The sequence below is a fragment of the Paenibacillus sp. FSL M7-1455 genome, assembly GCF_038004655.1.
GTDB lineage: Bacteria > Bacillota > Bacilli > Paenibacillales > Paenibacillaceae > Paenibacillus_AQ > Paenibacillus_AQ cookii.
The window spans coordinates 2,770,276-2,786,117 of record NZ_JBBORO010000001.1; the positions used below are offsets into that span (position 1 = coordinate 2,770,276).

The 15,842-nt window shown below is 53.4% G+C and carries 16 protein-coding genes and 1 pseudogene; 16 read left to right on the forward strand and 1 reads right to left on the reverse strand.

The features are described 5' to 3' along the window. Positions 1-98: 98 nt before the first annotated feature. Positions 99-1,202 (forward strand): DNA alkylation repair protein, encoded by a 1,104-nt coding sequence (locus tag NYE48_RS12710; RefSeq protein WP_340998959.1) that lies wholly within the window; start codon positions 99-101, stop codon positions 1,200-1,202. A gap of 29 nt (positions 1,203-1,231) precedes the next feature. On the opposite strand, the gene NYE48_RS12715 is transcribed toward NYE48_RS12710, so the two are convergent. Beyond that, positions 1,232-1,720, reverse strand: coding sequence for a hypothetical protein (locus NYE48_RS12715; RefSeq protein WP_246537021.1), 489 nt, complete (start codon positions 1,718-1,720; stop codon positions 1,232-1,234). Between the two features lie 174 nt (positions 1,721-1,894). Between NYE48_RS12715 and NYE48_RS12720 the strand changes: the two genes are divergently transcribed. From NYE48_RS12720 to NYE48_RS12790, 15 genes and pseudogenes are all read left to right on the forward strand, one after another. Continuing rightward, positions 1,895-2,977 (forward strand): LacI family DNA-binding transcriptional regulator, encoded by a 1,083-nt coding sequence (locus tag NYE48_RS12720; protein ID WP_036712029.1) that lies wholly within the window; start codon positions 1,895-1,897, stop codon positions 2,975-2,977. A gap of 37 nt (positions 2,978-3,014) precedes the next feature. Further along, positions 3,015-4,175, forward strand: a complete 1,161-nt coding sequence (locus NYE48_RS12725) for a Gfo/Idh/MocA family protein (RefSeq protein WP_340998960.1) — start codon at positions 3,015-3,017, stop codon at positions 4,173-4,175. A gap of 31 nt (positions 4,176-4,206) precedes the next feature. Then, positions 4,207-4,926, forward strand: coding sequence for a ThuA domain-containing protein (locus NYE48_RS12730; RefSeq protein WP_340998961.1), 720 nt, complete (start codon positions 4,207-4,209; stop codon positions 4,924-4,926). Positions 4,927-4,957: 31 nt separating this feature from the next. Continuing rightward, entirely contained in the window at positions 4,958-6,061 is a 1,104-nt protein-coding gene (locus tag NYE48_RS12735) for a Gfo/Idh/MocA family protein (RefSeq protein WP_212951040.1), read from the forward strand. 160 nt (positions 6,062-6,221) lie between these two features. Next, positions 6,222-6,695, forward strand: a complete 474-nt coding sequence (gene tnpA / locus NYE48_RS12740; RefSeq protein WP_160043221.1) for an IS200/IS605 family transposase — start codon at positions 6,222-6,224, stop codon at positions 6,693-6,695. A gap of 281 nt (positions 6,696-6,976) precedes the next feature. Continuing rightward, positions 6,977-7,366: a hypothetical protein gene (locus NYE48_RS12745; protein WP_340998962.1), complete on the forward strand. Its 390-nt coding sequence runs from the start codon at positions 6,977-6,979 to the stop codon at positions 7,364-7,366. A gap of 179 nt (positions 7,367-7,545) precedes the next feature. Next, complete coding sequence (locus NYE48_RS12750) at positions 7,546-7,752, forward strand: hypothetical protein (protein ID WP_036712033.1); 207 nt, start codon at positions 7,546-7,548, stop codon at positions 7,750-7,752. Beyond that, complete coding sequence (locus NYE48_RS12755) at positions 7,742-8,017, forward strand: hypothetical protein (protein ID WP_036712035.1); 276 nt, start codon at positions 7,742-7,744, stop codon at positions 8,015-8,017. Before NYE48_RS12750 ends, NYE48_RS12755 begins: the two co-directional genes overlap by 11 nt. Before the next feature lie 153 nt (positions 8,018-8,170). Continuing rightward, complete coding sequence (locus NYE48_RS12760; protein WP_340998963.1) at positions 8,171-8,569, forward strand: DUF4440 domain-containing protein; 399 nt, start codon at positions 8,171-8,173, stop codon at positions 8,567-8,569. Between the two features lie 156 nt (positions 8,570-8,725). Then, positions 8,726-8,989, forward strand: a complete 264-nt coding sequence (locus NYE48_RS12765) for a hypothetical protein (protein ID WP_036712037.1) — start codon at positions 8,726-8,728, stop codon at positions 8,987-8,989. Positions 8,990-9,102: 113 nt separating this feature from the next. Beyond that, on the forward strand, positions 9,103-10,164 hold the full coding sequence (locus NYE48_RS12770) for a hypothetical protein (RefSeq protein ID WP_340998964.1): 1,062 nt from the start codon (positions 9,103-9,105) through the stop codon (positions 10,162-10,164). A gap of 69 nt (positions 10,165-10,233) precedes the next feature. Continuing rightward, positions 10,234-10,980: a metallophosphoesterase family protein gene (locus NYE48_RS12775; protein ID WP_340998965.1), complete on the forward strand. Its 747-nt coding sequence runs from the start codon at positions 10,234-10,236 to the stop codon at positions 10,978-10,980. A gap of 159 nt (positions 10,981-11,139) precedes the next feature. Continuing rightward, positions 11,140-13,143 carry a Na+/H+ antiporter gene (locus NYE48_RS12780; protein ID WP_340998966.1) on the forward strand — a complete coding sequence of 668 codons (2,004 nt, stop codon included), beginning with the start codon at positions 11,140-11,142 and terminating at the stop codon, positions 13,141-13,143. Between the two features lie 346 nt (positions 13,144-13,489). Next, positions 13,490-13,720, forward strand: a pseudogene (locus NYE48_RS12785) (glutamate--tRNA ligase family protein); the annotation flags it as partial. A gap of 130 nt (positions 13,721-13,850) precedes the next feature. Beyond that, on the forward strand, positions 13,851-15,833 hold the full coding sequence (locus tag NYE48_RS12790; RefSeq protein WP_340998968.1) for a translation factor GTPase family protein: 1,983 nt from the start codon (positions 13,851-13,853) through the stop codon (positions 15,831-15,833). Positions 15,834-15,842: the final 9 nt, after the last annotated feature.

Consider the following 15,842-nt stretch of genomic DNA (forward strand, 5'->3'; position numbering starts at 1 on the left):
ATGGATCAAAACTGTACACCCGTTTCGTTTCTTGCTATAGTAAACGAAAACGGGTGTTCGCATTTTTGCGGAACCTTTGAACGACGGGGGAGAAAATTTTGGCTGAAGCGTTAAAAGCGATGTACGATCGGGAGTTTTTAGGAGATTTCGCCGGGAAGGTCAGATCCGCATATCCGGCCTTTCAGGCCGAGGACTTTGTTGCAACAATCATGGACGATGCTTGGGAGGGACTGGAGCTAAAGGCGAGAATCCGCCGAATCGCGACCGTTTTGGGCGAATTTTTGCCTTCGTCTTATCCGGCTGCGTTGGAGGTGTTGTTTTCGATCGATGAGGATTGTACCGGGTTTCCGTACCTGTTTTTTCCCGATTTTGTCGAAGTGTACGGGCAGGATCCGCAACATTGGGATCTTTCGATGGGGGCGTTGGAGCGGTTCACGCAACGTTCCTCGTCCGAATTTGCGGTCAGACCGTTCATTTTGCGCGATCCGCAGCGGATGATGAACCAAATGCTGATCTGGTCGCAACATCCGAACGAACATGTCAGACGTTTGGCGAGCGAAGGCTGCAGACCCCGTCTGCCGTGGGGACAAGCGCTTGCGCCATTCAAAAAGGATCCTTCCCCCGTGCTGCCGGTGTTGGAGCGGCTGAAGGAAGATCCGTCGCTTTATGTCCGCAAGAGCGTGGCCAACAATTTGAACGATATCGCCAAAGACCATCCTGACATCGTGATTCGGCTGGCCAAAGCGTGGCTCGGGAACCATCCGGATACCGATTGGATTGTCAGGCATGCCTGCCGGACGTTGATCCGGAAAGCGGAGCCGGACATCATGAGGCTGTTTGGCTATTCCGGCAGCAGCGAGGGAAACGCGCTTGTGCAGTCGGCTGTGCTTGCGGTCGAGCCCAAGAAAATATCCATTGGGGACCACAGCATGATTCATTATGAGCTTTCCATTCGGGAAGGAACCGACGCGCGCTTAAGGATCGAATATGGCATTTATTTCGTGAAAGCCAACGGACAAACTTCACGCAAGTTGTTCCTCCTGTCGGACAAAACCGTCCCCGGCGGCTCGAAGCTGACAGGGCGGCGCAAGCACGGCTGGTCCGATTTGACGACAAGGCGCCATTATCCGGGGGAGCATCGCATCGTGCTGGTCGTCAATGGCGAGGAGGTCGCGGAAGACACTCTATGGCTCAAGGCCTGACTAGGATTGAAACGAAAGGGCCAAAGCATTTAGATGACTTCCAATGCAAAAACATAAAAAGCGTCCCCAAGGGAAACATGCTCCCGTTTTTCATCCATCCACCAGACCCCGTATGAAAAATAGTAGGTTCCTTTTTGAGTCGGAGCTCGGAAGGTATTTTCTTTCACGGCAATCTCCGTGTTCTTGCCTTCCGAAATTTGCTCCAGGTGGATTTTGTTCGGAAGGGGTTCGTAATCCATCACAAATTTGATTTCGGCGCCGGGTCTTACCTTGACCGGCTTTTTGTTTTTTAGGAGTTCGGCCGGACCGACCGCGTCTATGCACGTGCTAGTGTTTTTGGAGGACCAGCAGTAGGTGCCGAGTTTGGTCTCGTGGAGTTGCTCCCCGATTTGTATCGAGGCTTTGGGGGGCTGGCCCCCGGTCAATTCGCGAACGGTCGTCTTGCCTCCGTTGTTGGCCTGGATCGAACATCCCAATAGGGAGAGCAATATGAAGAGCGTAATGGGCATTTTGATCATGTTCACCCCTCCTTTAAGAAACAGACGGTGCAAACATTATGGTTGTTGCGATCAAAAAACAATTCCCTTGACAATTTGGAAAAAAATACGAGATAATGTACGCGCGTACATTAAAGTTTTTCAGCTTGATCCACTATCAACAACTTGTTTGTGGAATGCAGGGGGTGATGCCGTATCGTCACAAGAAAAGCAGTTGCGGACATGGCGGGCGTATCGGAAGCAACGGTTTCCCGCGTGTTCAACCGGGTAGGTCCCATCAAGGAAGAAACGAGGCTGAAAGTGCTGAAGGCGGCCGAGACGTTGGGATATTACCCCAATGCCATCGCCCAAAGCTTTGCCCGCAGAAAAAGCGGCAATCTCGGCGTCGTGCTTCCTTATGTGCCGAAGGTACATATTTTTTCAACGTATTATTTTTCGGAGATTTTGAGCGGGATCGGGGAACAGGTTCGCGAGCTTGGTTACGATATGCTGCTGATTTTTCGCAAACCCGGCGATGACAACGGTTACACGGAGCTGTTTCGATCGCAAAAGATCGACGCGTGCATCCTTTTGGGAACGACGGATACGCCGGAGGAGCGGAAAGCGCTAAGGGCGCTGAAGGAGGCGAACCATCCGTTTTGTTTGGTAAACCAGCATTTTGCCGGCGAAGAGTTTCTTGAAGTGGATGCGGATCATGAACAAGGCGCCTATGAAGCGGTGAAGCATCTGCTTGACGAGGGTTACCGCCGCATCGCGTTCCTGAACGGTCCGCCCGGATATTCGAACAGCGCCGACCGTCTTAAGGGATACGTACGCGCGATGACGGAAGCCGGCATTTTCAATCCCGGGTATGATCCGGATAAAGCGATCCCCGCCAAATGGCTTGAAACGGGCAATTACAGCCGGACGAGCGGATATGAGGCCGCCTTTCGTTTCGCCCGCCATCTCGATAGCATCGATGCCGTTTTTGCCGCGAATGACCGGATGGGCATCGGGCTTATTCAAGGCTTTCGGGAACTGGGCGTTATACCCGGCAAAGACATCGCCATCGTCGGTTATGACGATTCGGATGGCGCCCGGATCACAGATCCGCCGTTGACGAGCGTGGCCGTCCCTTTTTACCGGATGGGGGCGCTTGCCGCCAAGCTTTTGCTTACGGAAAATGCGGACGAGGCTGTGTCGGAATTCGGGGAAGGGGTAAATCATATCAGCGGTCATTTATATCAAATGGCAACCCGGCTTGTCGTTCGATCATCGAGCGCAAGGAGCCAAGCATAGGTATGAATAGGGTGCATATGAAAAGGAGGCGTATTCAATGCAGCAGATTCGAGTAGGAATGGTAGGCTACAAATTTATGGGGAAGGCGCATAGCCATGCATACCGCGACATTCCGATGTTTTTCCCGGACGTCGTTCATCCCGTCATGCAGGCGATTTGCGGCCGCGACGCGGAAGGGGTATCCCAAGCCGCAAAACAGTTCGGTTGGAAGGAATACGTCACGGACTGGAAAGAGCTGATCGGACGGGATGACATCGACCTCATCGATATCAATGCTCCAAGCGATATGCACAAAGAAATCGCCCTCGAAGCGGCGAAAGCAGGAAAACATTTGCTCTGCGAGAAACCGCTAGCGCTGACCCTCGAGGATTCCCGGGAGATGCTGGCGGCAGCCGAAGCGGCAGGGGTCAAACATATGGTCGGATTCAACTATCGATTTGCCCCCGCCGTGCAGCTTGCCCGCAAGCTGATCCAGGAAGGGCGTCTGGGACAAATTTATCATTTCCGCGGCTGGTTTTTGCAGGACTGGATCATCGATCCGGAATTTCCGCTCGTATGGCGCCTCCAGAAAGATACCGCCGGTTCCGGTTCCCATGGGGATTTGGGGGCGCATATCATCGACTTGGCCCACTTCCTTGTGGGCGACATCGAGGAAGTCATCGGGATGAGCGAGACGTTTATCAAAGAACGGCCGCTGCCGGGCTCCATGAGCGGTTTAAGCGCCAAGGGCAACCAATCGGACGAAAAAGGCCCGGTCACCGTGGACGATGCGACCTTGTTCCTGGCGAAATTCGCCAACGGCGCATTGGGAAGCTTTGAAGCGACCCGGTTTGCCGCCGGCCACCGCTGCACGAATTCCTTCGAGATCAACGGAAGCAAAGGCAGCTTGAAATTCGATTTCGAACGGATGAACGAACTGCAGGTTTATTTCACGGAGGATGCCGAAGACGTGCAGGGCTTCCGCCGCGTTCTGGCGACCGATCCAGCGCACGCTTATGCCGAAGCCTGGTGGCCGCCGGGACATACCATCGGGTTCGAACATACGTTCATCCATGAAACGGTCGAGCTGCTTCAGGCGATCCGCGAAGACCGGCAGCCCGTTCCGAATTTTGCGGACGGCGTGAAATGCCAGCAGGTGCTTGAAGCCGTCGATTTGTCGATCGCGGAGAGAAGATGGGTGCGCACCGAGGAGCTTTAAAATATAAGCTTAAGCCTAAGGAGATGTTGACATGAAAAAAGCGCTAATCGTTTGGGGAGGCTGGTTAGGCCATCAACCCGAGGAAGTATCGGCCTTATTCCGCGGCATTTTGGAAGGGGAAGGATATGAAGTCGAAGTTTCCGATACGCTGGCGGCTTTCGACGATGGCGAAAAATTGAAAACGCTTGACCTGATCATCCCCGTATGGACGATGGGCGAAATCAGCCAGGAACGGGTTAACCGCGTGTCCGAAGCCGTTCAGAACGGAGTCGGTCTCGCAGGCTGCCACGGCGGCATGTGCGACGCCTTCCGCAACAACGTCGACTGGCAGTTTATGACCGGCGGCAACTGGGTGGCCCATCCCGGAAACGACGGGACCCCTCACCGTATCCACATTGCCAATACGTCGAGTCCGATCGTGGAGGGGATCGAAGATTTTGACGTGTCCACCGAGCAGTATTACCTCCATGTCGACCCGGCGGTCGAAGTGCTGGCAACGACCCGGTTCCCGGTTGCCGACGGGCCTCACGTGTATAACAAATCCGTTGATATGCCTGTCGCATGGACCAAACGGTGGGGGCTCGGACGGGTGTTCTATTGCTCGCTCGGGCATCAGGCGAACGTGCTCGAGCTCCCGCCGGTGAAGGAAATCATGCGCAGAGGCATGCTGTGGGCGGCGGAAGGCAAAGCGAAGGCGGCGGGTCAGCGTGCGGGAAGCGGGTATACCGGCATGATGGACAGCCAGATATAAATTTTTATAGGAATGGAGAGCGTTCATCATCATGAAGAAAATGAATGTCGGCATTATCGGATGCGGAAATATCAGCTCCATCTATTTTGAGAATTTAAAAACGTTCCCGGCGGTTGAAGTCACCGCCTGCGCGGATTTGGATCTTGGCCGGGCCAAGGAAAAAGCCGAACGGTTCGGAATCGCCAAGGGCTGCACGGTTGCCGAATTGCTTGCGGATCCGGAGATCGAGCTGGTCGTCAACCTTACGATTCCGGCTGCCCACGGTCAGGTATGCCTGGATATTTTGGAAGCCGGGAAGCATGTGTACGTCGAAAAACCGCTGGCCGTTACCCGCGAAGAAGGGCAAGCCATTTTGGCTAAAGCCGAAGAAAAAGGGCTTCTCGTCGGCAGCGCCCCGGACACGTTCCTTGGCGGAGGCATTCAAACCTGCATCAAACTTATTGCGGATGGCTGGATCGGCACGCCCGTGGCCGCAACGGCGTTTATGATGGGGAGAGGGCATGAACATTGGCATCCGGATCCCGAGTTTTATTACGCCAAAGGCGGGGGGCCGATGTTCGATATGGGACCGTATTACCTGACGGCCTTGGTCGCCATGTTGGGTCCGATCAAACGCATAGCCGGCATGGCAAAGATCTCCTATCCTGAGCGGACAATCACCAGCGCCAAAAAATTCGGGCAAACGATCCCGGTGGAGACGGCGACCCATGTCGCGGGCGTACTCGATTTCCACGGCGGGGCGATCGGTACGATGATTACGTCCTTTGATGTGTTTGGCGGGAGCCGGCTGCCTTGCATCGAAATTTACGGAAGCCAGGGAACGCTTGTCGTCCCGGATCCGAATACGTTCGGCGGGCCGGTCACGCTCAAGCGCCATGACAGCCAGGAGTGGAAGGAAATCCCGCTGTCCCACGGCTATACCGGGAATTCGCGGGGGATCGGCGTGCTTGATATGGTTTATGCGCTGAAAAGCGGCAGAAAAAACCGGGTGAGCGGCGATTTGGGCTTCCATGTTCTTGAAGCGATGCACGCCTTCCACGACTCTTCCGAGCAGGACCGATATTACATCATGAAAAGCAGCTGCGAACGTCCCGAACCGATTCCGCAACATCTTCCCTACGGCGTGATGGATTAATCCATCGCGCTTTTTTTTTTAGGCTTTAGCCAGTTGAGCTCGCGAAGCGTGCGAAACAAAAAACCACCCGCTATGCGGGTGGAGGGAACGAGGGTTTGACCAACAAGACCATCCCGATAAAATTGAGATGTTCAGGCTCAATTGAAAGGAATGGTCTTAGATGGCAAACAAGAACTATAGTTTAGCTCACACAAAGTGGATGTGCAAATACCACATTGTATTCACCCCGAAGTATAGACGGAAAGAGATCTATAATCAAGTGAGGAAAGATTTAATCGAAATTTTCAAACGATTATGTAAATACAAGGGAGTAGAGATCATAGAAGGTCACATGATGCCAGATCACGTACACATGCTGGTAGCGATACCACCGAAAATTTCAGTATCAGCCTTCATGGGATATCTGAAGGGGAAAAGTGCGCTAATGATCTTTGAGAAGCATGCGCAATTAAAGTATAAATATGGGAATCGAAAATTTTGGGCGGAAGGATACTACGTCAGTACAGTAGGCTTAAACGAGGCAACCGTCGCAAAATATATTCGTGAACAAGAAGCACATGACCAGGCAGTGGACAAACTGAGTGTGAAGGAGTATGAGGACCCTTTTAGCATAAATAGTAGCAAGAAAAAGTAAACCAGTTTAACTGGTAAGTGAAAGAGGCAAATTACACTGAGCCTGAACAATTTATTGTCAGGCTAGCGTCTTTAGGCGCAGTTTGGCAACAGGGGGTTATACCCCAAGTGCAAACCACCCGTTGGACGGGTGGTTATGATTTTCCGCGCGGGCGGGCCACCAGGCCAGGCATCGTAATCTATGGCAAAAAACACAAGAATATCGTAGAAACCTAGAATACACTATTACCTGCAAGGTCAATGACAGACGATTCTTGAAAATGACTGCCCGAGGTGAAATCGATGCCTGTTAAAAAGAAGAAACAGAGACGGCGCTCGTCCAAATGGACGGGAAAACCGGTGCTTGTCGTGTTGAAGGACGGCAGCAGCTATATCGGCACGGTGAAGAAACAAGACCGCAGCGGCGTCGTCCTTAGCGGAGTATGGGCCGATCCGCAGCGAACGGCGGCGATTTTGGAGAACAGGAACAAGGCCCATGTATCCGGCATATTAAGTCTTCTGTTCGGCGGGGGATCCAGCCGGTCCGCGCCATCCGCCAGTCTGAACAGATCGGAAGAAACGGATGGAAGCGGAACGGGAATGTTCGGCTTCATCGGCAAAATCATTCCCACCATCCAAATCGGCATGAATGTCATGCGTTCGATTATGCCTCTGGTAGGATTGCTGAAATAATGACCTATTCGCATAACCCCTGAGGCTCCCGGAAGGGAGCTTTCTTTTTTGGTTCGTTTTATGAACGTCCGATGCGTCAACATCCGCTGCCCTCCTTCCAATTTGTATTTTTTAACATTGAATACCGAATATACGTTCGCATATAATAAGAACAAAAGTTCTTGTTTGGGGGGATATTCATGCCGCAAAAATACGTCGGTCAATGTCTGGAAATCGTGTATATCGACCGAGCCGGAAACATCACGCAGCGCAAAATCGAGGTGAAGGGCATTCGCGGCCCGCTCGTTCGCGCGACCTGCCTGCAAACGGGGGAACCGCGAACCTTTCGGGTGGAGAACATTTTGGCATGGAAGCCGGCCGGAGGGGATCGCCGCAGTGCTTGCTGACATCGAACGGAAAATACTCCGGATTTTTTACAACTATTCCAGCGGGCGGCGGAGAATGCCTTCCATGCGGGAACTCATCATCAAAACGGGGAGAAGCCGGCAGGACATCGCTCGTGCGCTTGCTTCCTTGGAAAATCAAGGGTTTATTGTTTGGGAAGACAAACAGCGCACCCAATCGGTTCTGATTCTTAAAGGCTGGGAAGATGGCCTTCCAGCGCGCCAAAAAAACGCAACGAGCAGCTTGGATTACTGGACGCAATATTAGTTGGCGGAAACGGGCCGCCGGTACGGCGAAAGACCGCTCATGGTTCCCCGTGCCCGGTTTTTTTGTGCTGCCGGGAAAATGGAAGCATTCGGCGCATCAAGGGCGAGAAATATGTTATACTGCAAAAAATATCCAAACAGGAGGATGATCTTTATGAGTATGGAATCCGAAGTTGCCGCTCAAATATACCGGCTGCAGGAATTGCATAACCGTTTTGCCGCGGGGGAGTACGAGGAGATGAACGCTTTATATTCAGAAGACTTCCAAGGCACGCTCTACATGCCTTCATCCGGAACCATTGAGACGTACAATGCCAATCAGATCCGGGAGGGGAATAAGGAGGCAGCGGCCTATTACAAAGGCCAACGATTCAGGTTCATCTTTTCGGGGGTGACGGTCATCCCCCAATCGGAGAATCAAGCCGCCGTATCTTATGCCATAACGTACATAAATGGCGCCAAGGTCGTCAGGGCCCTCTCTCTGGAAACGTGGAGGCAAGAAGCGGACGGAGTTTGGAGAATGCTACGTTGGCATGAAGAAAAGGGCCAATGAATTTTTTTGATCCAAATCGCCTATTTTTTATTGAAAGCCTTTTCATTGGTGTTTAAATGTGGTATCTTGGAGATAACCTAATTGTGTCTAAATTGTGAATGGATGCGGCGTCATTGCGTATGATAAAGCATCACCGTTACCGAGGGGGAATGTTCCATGACCACGTTGATTCTTGCATTGTTCACCGCAGCGATGATTGGAGTCGTTATGTTTGGGAAAAAACATGAAATATTGATCGCGAGCATCATAAACGCCGTTTTGCTTGCCGGGCTTGTCACCGCATTCAGCCTGAATCCGGGACCGGACGGACTGTTTTATATGGCGCTGGTGTTCTATTTCGTGATTCCGATGTACGGCGTGATCGCGTTGTTCGGTGCCATGAAGAAAAGCCGCGTCAAGAAGGAAAATTCCTTGGTTTGATCGAATAATAACATCGAATGGCCATTCATATAACTCTCTGAAACCGACTCCGTATGGAGTTGGTTTTATTTATGGAGGGCATAGAAGACAGAGAAACGGGAGAGATCAGCAACATGATTCAAACCACGAAAGAACTCATTCATCGACTCGAAGCCGACCCGAGAACCGACTCCGCCATCATTACGGCCTATTGCCGCATCATATCCATATATGGAGACGATGAGGATGCAAGGGCATTATTCCGGGTATTTGCGGAAGATCCGTCGGATTACAGGCGCGTGCTGCTCCTTGATCCGGTGATGAGATGCGGCGGCCTGGAGCTCGCCGAAGACATCGCCCGGGTTAGCTTCGACCAGGGATCGCTGCGCGAAGACATGCCGAGCGATATTTTGCATGTGCTCGGGTACATGGGCTATGAAAAATATATGGATTACATGGCCGCTTGCGTTTGCGAAGACGATTGGGACCTCTCGAAGGATGCCTGCCTTGGATTGCTGCATCTTCCTTGCCAAGCGTACCGGGAACGGTTTGAGAGCGAATGGAATAAGGTGGCCGGACAGCCGCTTTTTCCTGAATTTTTGCCGGCATTAAGTTACACGTTTGCGGATGAACGCATCGTGCCCAAACTTATGTCTTGGGGGAAAACGGCCTCAACGGATTGCAACGCGGGGCTGCTGCTTGGCATATCCATGTTTGGACCTTCGCAAAAAGAGCGGGTGCGGCAAATTTTGATGGATCCTTTCTGGGAATTGAACAGCACGGGGACGGGAAGCCATTGGTGGGGTTACATGTGCATGCCAATGACCGGGTTGACGTTCGCCGAGATCATCGCGGACCTGAAGAATCGAACGCCCGTCGGCGGGGGAACCGGGGACCATAGGCCCGATGAAGTATGGATCGGTCACGGATATCATGTGTTGCATGATTTAATCGAGGTAAAGCTGGCAGGCGATCCGCATCCGATCAAATATGCGCCGCAAAATACGGAAAAAATGATCGATCTGTACCGGGACTTGTTCCAGTGGAGCAGCAGTCATGAAGACGACTCGGTGCCGGGAAGAATCAGCGCTTATTTGGGATACGACCATCCGCTGATCGATCAATATGCGGGCCTGAGAATGAAGATGGAAATGGCTTTGCAGAAAGAGCTCGAAATGGACTTGATGCGCAAGTAGAGTTTCGCAAAAGGGAAACATTTTAAAAAAAACAGAAGCAAGGTAGAAGGAGAGATTCGTATTAGAACGTTGGCGATCAGCGATATTCACGGATGTTTGGACGAGTTCAACCTGCTGCTGACGAAAGTGAACTACGACCCGTCCAACGATAAACTCGTGCTCCTCGGCGATTACGTAGACCGGGGGCCAAGCAGCAGGGGAGTCGTGGAACAGGTGCAAGCTTTTAAGGAAATATGGAACGTCACCGTGCTTCGCGGCAACCACGACCAGATGATGTACGATGCCATCGTGAAGGATACCGAAACGTTTAATGCCAGATGGATCCGCAACGGTGCCCGTCAAACGCTCGAAAGCTACTGCGGCGCCGATTTTTTTGGCGGGGACATGACCCGGGAACGTTACGACGAAGCAAAAGCGCACATCAAAAAACATTATCAGCAGCACTTGGAATTTCTCGGCAGCCTGGAGCTTTATCATGAAACGAACGAGCATATTTTTGTGCACGCCGGCATCAATCCGGAGCATGACGACTGGAGGAACCAGCCGCAGGACGATTTTATTTGGATCCGGGAGCCTTTTTTTGAGCGTCGGACGGGGCTGAGGCAGCAGGTTGTATTCGGTCATACCCCGGTCGTATATCTTCATGAGTCGGCCGACATCTGGTTTAGCCCCGCAGGGGATAAAATCGGGATCGACGGCGGCTGCGCATTTGGAAAACAGCTGAATTGCCTGGAAATCGACGAACAAGGAACATACAAGACGCATTCGGTCCGAAGGGGAGAAGCCGCCATGATGGATGGGAATGCTACCGCCTGACCCGCTTTTCGAGCGGGTTTTCTTTTTGCGCGGAACGGGTAATGCATGGAGGATGATAAAGCATGGGGAATTGGATCAAAATAAATGGTAATTCATCCAGGGTCTTATTCTGCCATGCCAATCGAAATAATCCTTCGGGTTAAAGGGGCGCGCTAATCAATGGAAATATTTTTAATGGTGCTGGTGCTGCTGATTCTTATAGGGATATCGAATGTCGTCAACCACTTTTTGCCCGTCGTTCCGGTACCCATCATTCAGATTGCATTGGGGGTGGCGGCCGCGTTTTTGCCCGGGCTTCACCACATCCCGCTGAATCCGGAGCTGTTCCTGCTGCTGTTCATCGCGCCGCTGCTGTTTAACGACGGCAAAATGACGCCGCGGGACGAGCTGTGGCAGCTCCGATCGAGCATTTTGCTGCTCGCTTTGGGACTCGTATTTGCGACGGTGCTTATCGCAGGACCGTTCATTCATTGGATGATCCCCGCGATTCCGCTGTCCGCCGCTTTTGCGCTTGCGGCCATTCTTTCGCCGACGGACGCGGTGGCGGTCAGTTCCTTGTCGGGCAGGGCGAAGCTCCCCGGCAAAATTATGCGCCTGCTGGAAGGCGAAGCGCTGATGAACGATGCCTCCGGCCTGGTTGCCTTTAATTTTGCGATCGCCGCGACGGTGACCGGGCATTTTTCCTTGCCGAAGGCCATCGGGAGCTTTCTCGTCATCGCCATTGGCGGGGTCATCGCGGGCGTCGTATTGGGTTTTCTGATCATCGGGATGCGGATGCAGCTGCGCCGCATGGGGATGGAGGATGTAACGCTGCATATGCTGATCATCATCCTGACGCCGTTCGTCATTTATTGGGTTGCCGAGGAAATGCATGTTTCCGGGATTTTGGCCGTCGTCGCCGCCGGAGTGACGCATGCCATCGAACGGGATCGGATGAGAAGCGGATCCGTCCGGCTGCGGGTCGTGTCCGACAGCACCTGGTCGGTCATTCTTTTTTGCCTGAACGGTCTGGTGTTCATTTTATTGGGGCTTGAAATTCCGGGGGTCATCCTCGAGATATGGAAAGACCCTGCCTACAATAACGGACAAGTGATCGGGTATATCCTTCTGATCACCGCCGTGTTGATTTTGCTTCGTTTCGTATGGGTGTGGGCGGCTAACCGGCATTTTAAATCGGCGCTTCTTACGGCTTTATCCGGCGTCCGGGGGGCCTTAACCCTTTCCGCGGCCTTTTCGATTCCGTTGACGCTGGCCGATAATAGCCCGTTTCCGGAGCGCAGCCTGATATTGTTTATCTGCTCGGGCGTCATCCTGTTAACGCTCGTCATTGCCAGCGTGCTGCTGCCGATCCTGACGAGGGAAGCCCAAGCCGATCCCAAAGAGCTGGCCGAGACGGAACGATCTGCGCGGATTCGCGTGCTTGAAGCGGGATTATGCGCGGTGCGCGAAGAGATGAACGACGATAACCGGCGGGAAGGGATCGAACTGATCACGGCCTACAACCGCAGGCTTCAAATGGCGAGGTTCCACAATAAAGACGAGTCCGGAAAAGCATGGAAGCAGGCGCTCGACATCCGAATCGGTGCCCTGCAAGCGGAACGAAAAACCGCTGAACGGTGGCTGCAGGAAGGGCGGATTTCCCCTAAGCTCGCAGACCGGTTCCAATCGTCGCTTAGCCGGATCGAAATGCTGCTCACGACCAGTAGAAAGTTCAAAAAACTGCTTGTTCTCGGATGGGGCGGACTGCAGCGGGCGATGCGCAGGGCAAGACATAAAGAGGCGGCATTCGATCCTTCGCATCCGAAATGGAAACTCTATAAAGCGCTCAAACTGGAAGCCGTCCGTGCGGCCATCGCGGAGGTCAAATCGATGGAAACCGACCAGAACCGCGAAATGATACGAAGCATTCTCGCCGATTACCGGGGGATGGAGCTTCAGCTGCTTGACGACAACGTCCCGGCCGAAACGGGAAGGGAGACCGATGCCAGACGCAGGGAGCTTGAACTGAAGGCGATTCAGGCTGAACGCAACGAAATTCAGAACATGTTCGAACAAGGCAAAATCAGCCGGACCATCGCCAACAATCTGCGGATGGACGTGAATTACCACGAAGGGCATCTCTATGAGGCGGAGTCGGTGCATGATGAAGACGCCGGGGATTAGTGGAAACGGATGAAGAGAAGAGTAAATGAAACGTGATTCCTGACAGAGAGCCCCGGCTGCTGAAAAGGGGCAGGAAAAACTTCATTGAACCAAGCCTCTGAGCGGTGCTTCGGAAGCGAATATTCGCGGATGATGCGACAGGAGCTCCTGTTACAGAGCTAGGGTATACGCAGCTTAAACGCGGTTGCCGTACCCGAAGAGGCGGAAATAGCGATATATTCCGCGAACCGGGGTGGCACCGCGAACGCAAATCTCGTCCCCAAGACCCATCGTCTTGGAGGCGGGATTTTTTTGTTTTTTATGAAGCATGGACAAAATTCGAATGGATGAGGGAGGTTTTTCGAACATGAAGAATCGAAACAAGGATGTTGAAGGGCCTGCCGACTTTTTGACAAAGGAGGTATGGGAAGACGTCAGGGACAACGCCTATTCAAGGCCTGTTGCGACGCGGTTTTCCCCGGAGCCGAACGGTTATTTGCATATCGGAAGCGCCTATGCGATTTATATCAACCACTCCGTGGCCCGGAAGTTTAACGGAGCGTTCAACCTGCGCCTGGATGACACGAATCCCGTTAAACGGCAAGGACAGCCCGTTCCGGAACCGTTCGATTGAAGAAAATTTTATCCCGGATTGATGACCGGATCGCCGCTTTTTTCTGTTATACTCAAAATGAGATTTTTACAGAAGGGACGGGCGTGATCGCTTCATGGGAGACACAAATATCACCATCGGTCTGCTGGCGCATGTCGATGCGGGAAAAACGACGTTTGCGGAGCAGCTTTTATACCATACCAACAGCATTCGCAGCAGGGGAAGGGTGGACCATAAGGATGCCTTCCTGGACAGCCATGAACTGGAGCGGGCGCGCGGCATTACCATTTTTGCGGACCAGGCCGTCATGACGTACGGGGATTCGGCTTACGATTTGATCGATACGCCGGGGCACGTCGATTTCTCCGCGGAAATGGAGCGGGCCGTCCAGGCGATGGATTATGCGGTCATCATCGTGAGCGCGGTCGAAGGCGTCGAAGGGCATACCGAGACGGTATGGCAGCTTCTTCAGGCGTATGGGGTGCCGGTGCTGTTTTTTATCAATAAAATGGACCGCGAAGGGGCGGATGCCGCGGCCGTGCTGGAGGAGATCCGCCATCATCTGACTCCGGACGCCGTGATCTTTCAGGGTTCTTTAGCGGAAGGCGTCTCCGAAGAAGTGCTGGAATTCGCCGCGGAACGGGATGAGGAGCTGCTGCGGATGTATTTGGATGGCCTAGCGGATGAAGAGTCCGCGATTCGAAGCTTGCGTACTTTGGTAAAAACACGCTGCCTGTTCCCGGTCATGTGCGGTTCGGCATTGCAGGATAGGGGAGTCAAAGAATTTCTTGCGAACCTGGGCACGCTTGCGGAGGTCAACCGGGATTCGTCGGGCGAACTTTCAGCTCGCGCGGTCAAAATCCGCCATGATGCGCAGGGCGTGAGGCTGACCCATTTGAAACTATTGCAAGGCCGGCTGCGCGTCAGGGACGAAATCGAATACGAAAGCTGCGGCGGCGAACGGTTGCGGGAAAAAATCACATCGATCCGTATTTATAACGGCGAAAAATATGCCGCGGTTGATGAAGCCCGCGCTGGTCAGCTCGTGGCTGTGACGGGACTTACCTCCCTGCCGGCCGGGGCGGGAATCGGCCATATCGGCGAACGAAAGCCTTACGAGCTTGTTGCGGCGCTGAAATCGAAGGTGTTGTTCGATCCTGCCGTATCGATCCGGGAAGTGTTGCGCTGTTTTCAACTATTGGATGCCGAGGACCCGTCGCTGACGGTAAACTGGGACGAATCGCTGCAGGAGCTGCACATTCACGTCATGGGCGTGATCCAGCTCGAAGTGCTGAAGCAGGTCGTGTATGACCGTTTCAACCTGGCCGTCTCGTTCGGAAAGCCGGAAATTCTGTACAAGGAAACGGTAGCGGACGCCGTGATCGGGTCGGGCCATTTCGAGCCGTTAGGCCATTATGCGGAGGTCCATCTAAAGATCGAACCGGGGCCACCGGGCAGCGGCGTCAAGTTCGTTAACGACTGCCATCCCGACGATCTCGGCGTCGGATACCAGCATCTGATCGGCCAGCATGTGACGGAGAAGGAACATCGCGGCCTGCTCACGGGCTCTCCCTTGACGGATGTCGTCGTGACGCTGCTGACGGGCCGTTCCCATAACAAACATACGTCAGGAGGCGACTTTCGGGAGGCGACGCTCCGGGCGCTGAGGCAAGGGCTGGAAAAAGCGCAAAATGTGCTGCTGGAGCCGGTCTACGACTTCAAGCTGAAAGTCGGCGTCGATCACATCGGCCGGGTGATGTCCGATATCCAGCAGGCGCGCGGCGTCTTTGACGCTCCGGATATCGAGGGAGACACGGCGGTGATCACCGGGCAGGTCCCCGTCGCCACCATGATGGATTATCCGGCGGAGGTTGCCGCTTTCACGAAAGGAAAAGGCGCGCTCACGCTCCGGCTGGCGGGTTACCGGCCTTGCGGCAACGCGGAGGAAGTGATTGCGGCCAAAAGCTATGATAAAAACGCCGATCCCGAATACACGTCCACGTCGATTTTTTGCGCCAAAGGGAAAGGATTCAGCGTCCCCTGGGATGAGGCGGATCGGTACATGCATCAAGAGACGGCAAAGAGGACCGGCGTCTAAAAGTTTGAG

Coding starts and splice junctions, on each gene's coding strand:
- NYE48_RS12715 (WP_246537021.1), bottom strand. CDS start 1,720: ATGATCAAAATGCCCATTACGCTCTTCATATTGCTCTCCCTATTGGGA.
- NYE48_RS12725 (WP_340998960.1), top strand. CDS start 3,015: ATGCAGCAGATTCGAGTAGGAATGGTAGGCTACAAATTTATGGGGAAG.
- NYE48_RS12730 (WP_340998961.1), top strand. CDS start 4,207: ATGAAAAAAGCGCTAATCGTTTGGGGAGGCTGGTTAGGCCATCAACCC.
- NYE48_RS12735 (WP_212951040.1), top strand. CDS start 4,958: ATGAAGAAAATGAATGTCGGCATTATCGGATGCGGAAATATCAGCTCC.
- tnpA (WP_160043221.1), top strand. CDS start 6,222: ATGGCAAACAAGAACTATAGTTTAGCTCACACAAAGTGGATGTGCAAA.
- NYE48_RS12745 (WP_340998962.1), top strand. CDS start 6,977: ATGCCTGTTAAAAAGAAGAAACAGAGACGGCGCTCGTCCAAATGGACG.
- NYE48_RS12750 (WP_036712033.1), top strand. CDS start 7,546: ATGCCGCAAAAATACGTCGGTCAATGTCTGGAAATCGTGTATATCGAC.
- NYE48_RS12760 (WP_340998963.1), top strand. CDS start 8,171: ATGAGTATGGAATCCGAAGTTGCCGCTCAAATATACCGGCTGCAGGAA.
- NYE48_RS12765 (WP_036712037.1), top strand. CDS start 8,726: ATGACCACGTTGATTCTTGCATTGTTCACCGCAGCGATGATTGGAGTC.
- NYE48_RS12770 (WP_340998964.1), top strand. CDS start 9,103: ATGATTCAAACCACGAAAGAACTCATTCATCGACTCGAAGCCGACCCG.
- NYE48_RS12780 (WP_340998966.1), top strand. CDS start 11,140: ATGGAAATATTTTTAATGGTGCTGGTGCTGCTGATTCTTATAGGGATA.
- NYE48_RS12790 (WP_340998968.1), top strand. CDS start 13,851: ATGGGAGACACAAATATCACCATCGGTCTGCTGGCGCATGTCGATGCG.